Here is a 3,313-nt window from a genome sequence, read left to right as displayed (position 1 = left end):
GGGTGCTGGTCATCGGCAGCGGTCTCCGCCGTCGTGTCGTTGTCGGTCAACGATGATCCTTCCCGGCCGAAGCTGCCGCTTCAGCCTGCCGGATCACCGGCCCACACACGATCTTTCTGACAGGCCCTGACACGACAGAGGCCGCCCGGCCGCGGTTCGCGGCCGGGCGGCCGCCGTCGCCAGCGATCACCAGGGGCTGGGCGCCCAGCCGAGCGGGTTCTGGAAGTATCCGATCGGGACGATCCCGATCCGACCGCCGGCGCTGGTGCTGATCACCCGGCCGTCGCCGAGGCTGATAGCGACGTGACCGGCGCTGCTGGTGTTGTAGAAGACCAGTGCGCCGCGGGGGGCGGCCGAGTACGGCGTGCGGCGGTCACGGCTGTTCCAGTTCGCCCGCGCAGTCGGGTACTTGCCGCTGACTCCGTACGCGTTCTCGACCGCCTTTTCGCACAGGCCTTCGTAGACGGTGCTGCCCATGCGCTGCTGGAACCAGCTGATGGCCGCCTCGGCCCTCGGGTTGGTCGCGGTGCCACCGGAGCGGCTTGACCATTTCGCGACGTGCCCCTGGGCGTAGACGACGGCGTTCCCGTCGTTCTGCAGCTCGAGATCAGCCCCGTTGTTCCCGTTCGTGCCGGTCGCCCAGACCGCGGAGTTGCCCGGAGCGATGACGACCAGGTTGCCGTCGCCCTGCATCGTCGCGACGGAGTTCGCCCGGTTGGTCCCGCTCGCCCAGATCGCTCGGTTGCCGGGGGCGTACTCGACGAGATTGCCGTCGCCTTGCATGACCAGGACGTACTGGCCGTCCGGCGACACCAGCCGCTCGCCTGCGACGAGTGTCTCTCCAGGGTTCAGTCGGTCGGAACCCGCGCCCGCGAACGCGACGCCCGTCCCCCCTGCCATCAGCGTTCCGCCGACGAGTGCGGCCAGCGTCGCAGCGCCGAGCCTGCCGAATGTAGCGCGCTTCATCGATCTGTCCCGTCTCATTCACTGGCTGGCGCCTGTGCTGCCGGCCTGGTGACGAAATCGTCGGCTGCAGACGGGTACTGGCAGTGGTTCAGGGACGAACCATCACCTGCTCCGGAACTGGCTCAACCTGGTCAGGTGGACCGGATAAAGACGTGGTCGAACCGTGCGGGGGCTCCCCAGGCGCGCAGCGCCACTCCTCCGCATTCGACACCGGGAGTGTCCACATTGGTGGTGGTCCCATCGACGTCCACGCTCAACGTTGTGCCGACGGCCCGGACGACGACGTGGTGAGGACTGTGGATGTCCGGCATCGGAGCGGGGTCGATCGTGGCACGCCAGGCTCCACCGGGCAGTTCGACCGCTCTGGCATAGGACCCGGACCGTCCGAAGTCGCGGGCGTCCTCCCACTCGTACTGGACCGACGATCCGGTCGGCTGGTCGTCCTCCATCACGGCGCGTGGCACCACCCCGATACCGAAGGCGGTCGGGTTCGCGCTTGCTTCGACGACGACATCGAACTCGATGGTTGTGGCGCAAGCTTCAGCGGGCGAGTAGAAGCCCCACAGGTGGTCGAAGCGGTCGTCGCCGAGTGGCGGCGTGATCTCGAGCCGATCGCCATTCGCCGATGCGGGGAATGTGGAGTACGCCGTGCCGAACGGCTCGAACGCCGCCACCGAGGCTGGCTCGTCCGTGTTCGATACCCCGAACGCCTCGGGGACGGTCGCGAGCAGTGCGCCGGTGGCTCCGATGATCGCTGCCGCCGCCCCGAGCGCTCGCTGTTGTCGACGGTGGTGGGCGGCGAAGAGTTGAACGAGCTCGTCCGCCCACACCGACGGCCGGCTCGGTCGGTCCCCCGGGTCTGGGGCGAGCGCGGCCACGACGAGGTCGACGACTTTGCGGCCGTGCCGCAACCGCAACCGTCGGGTCGCGTTGCGCAGCTCGAGCCGGACGACCGCGATCGCCGTGTCGTCGTCCGCCGGGGGCGGATCCGTCCCGACGAGGCAGAAGTAGGCCAGTGCTCCCAGGCCGTAGACATCGCATGCCACGGTCCGTGGAGCACATGGGTCGGCGAGCACCTCGGGCGCGGTGTAGTTCCGGGAGTGCAGGCCGAGAGGGTCACGTGCACCGTCGAGAGGGCGGAGCGTCCCGATATCGACGAGCACGGCGCCGCGCCCCGGCGAGACGACGACGTTGTCTGGCTTGACGTCCCGGTGCAGCATCGGATTACCGAACGTCCGAGTCACGGAGTGTAGCGAGGCGACCGCATTGGCAACTTCGGTGACATACCGAATGAGGCGGGACGCCGTTGTTGTGCCGGATGGGGCCTCTTTGCGCAGGTCGGTCCCATCGACCCACTCCATGACGAGGCAGGGAACCGTGAACGAGATGCCCCTGGCATCGTCATACCACCCGGATGGGTGCGGCGCCGAGGTGAGGATGAGGTCGTGGACACGGACGAGATGGTCGTGCCGGAGAGCCTGCAGGAGGTGACGCTGATCGGTCCACCGCGTCAGGTCCGCAGGCGCGGGCGACCCGTCCGGGGTCGAGGAAGGGCGCAGCTGCTTGACAGCGACGGGTACGGGCGACGCCAGAGAGCCGCGGAACCGTGCCCGCCACGTCGTCCCCTCGCCGCCCGGCAGGCCCGGCCCGAGGAGCTCGAACCGATCTGGATCCTCGGCGGGGCCGAGGAACAGGCCGTTCGGCTCGTCGTCCCGGAGGTCAGCAGACACTGGAGCGTGACCGATCGGAGCACCACGCTCATCGCCAGTGACCACGCCCCCATCGAAAGTCATGCGCGTCTGCTCCCGGTCGGCCGCGCCGCGGGGCCCACCACACCGGTGTCGATCGCCCACCAGGCGAGTGCGACCAGGTAGGTCTGGGCGACACCGAGATCGTCTTCGGAGGCCCTCAGACCCGGGATTCCCTCGATGTCGCTCAACCTCGCGCGCAGACGGTCGAGACACGTTCGCACGCTGTTGGCAGTGGTCCCGTGCGCCTCGGCGATGGCCCGGTATGTCGCTGGCCCGCCCCCCGCCGTTGTCAACATGGGGGCGCATAGAGCGAACAACATACGGCGCTCACGAGCAGTGACGTGGCCGGAGCCGGAGGCTGTCGAACCTGGCCCTGCGGTTGTCCGAGGCGCGGGAAAGTCCGCGACCTCGACGTGCGAGCGTATGTCGAGGTGGAGCGTGTAGCAGTGCCCGAACCGGCCCGGTACAACTAGGGCGTGTCTCCCAATTCGCGTAGCCAGGTGACGATCGCCTTCAGCACCACTCCGCCACGGAAGGTCAGCGCGAGCTTGTCGTATCGGGTGGCGAGCCCGCGCCACTGTTTGACGTGGCAGAAC

2 protein-coding genes are annotated in these 3,313 nt (G+C 68.6%); both read right to left on the bottom strand.

Translation table 11 applies throughout. The features are described from left to right. Window positions 1-186: 186 nt before the first annotated feature. The gene (locus tag ACLE50_RS22305) at window positions 187-966 is read right to left on the bottom strand and encodes an NlpC/P60 family protein (RefSeq protein ID WP_410945579.1); all 780 of its coding nucleotides are present in this window, start codon (window positions 964-966) and stop codon (window positions 187-189) included. Window positions 967-1,097: 131 nt separating this feature from the next. Then, window positions 1,098-2,759, bottom strand: coding sequence for a protein kinase domain-containing protein (locus tag ACLE50_RS22300; RefSeq protein ID WP_410945578.1), 1,662 nt, complete (start codon window positions 2,757-2,759; stop codon window positions 1,098-1,100). Window positions 2,760-3,313: the final 554 nt, after the last annotated feature.

It is taken from the genome of Pseudonocardia phyllosphaerae (genome assembly GCF_046546475.1).
GTDB classification, from domain to species: domain Bacteria; phylum Actinomycetota; class Actinomycetes; order Mycobacteriales; family Pseudonocardiaceae; genus Pseudonocardia; species Pseudonocardia phyllosphaerae.
The sequence above is the reverse complement of the archived record's forward strand: the minus strand, read 5'-3'. Positions and strand labels throughout refer to the sequence as shown.

Bases quoted from the DNA above. Each gene is read 5' to 3' on its own strand.
- ACLE50_RS22305 (WP_410945579.1), bottom strand. From the start codon at position 966: ATGAAGCGCGCTACATTCGGCAGGCTCGGCGCTGCGACGCTGGCCGCA.
- ACLE50_RS22300 (WP_410945578.1), bottom strand. From the start codon at position 2,759: ATGACTTTCGATGGGGGCGTGGTCACTGGCGATGAGCGTGGTGCTCCG.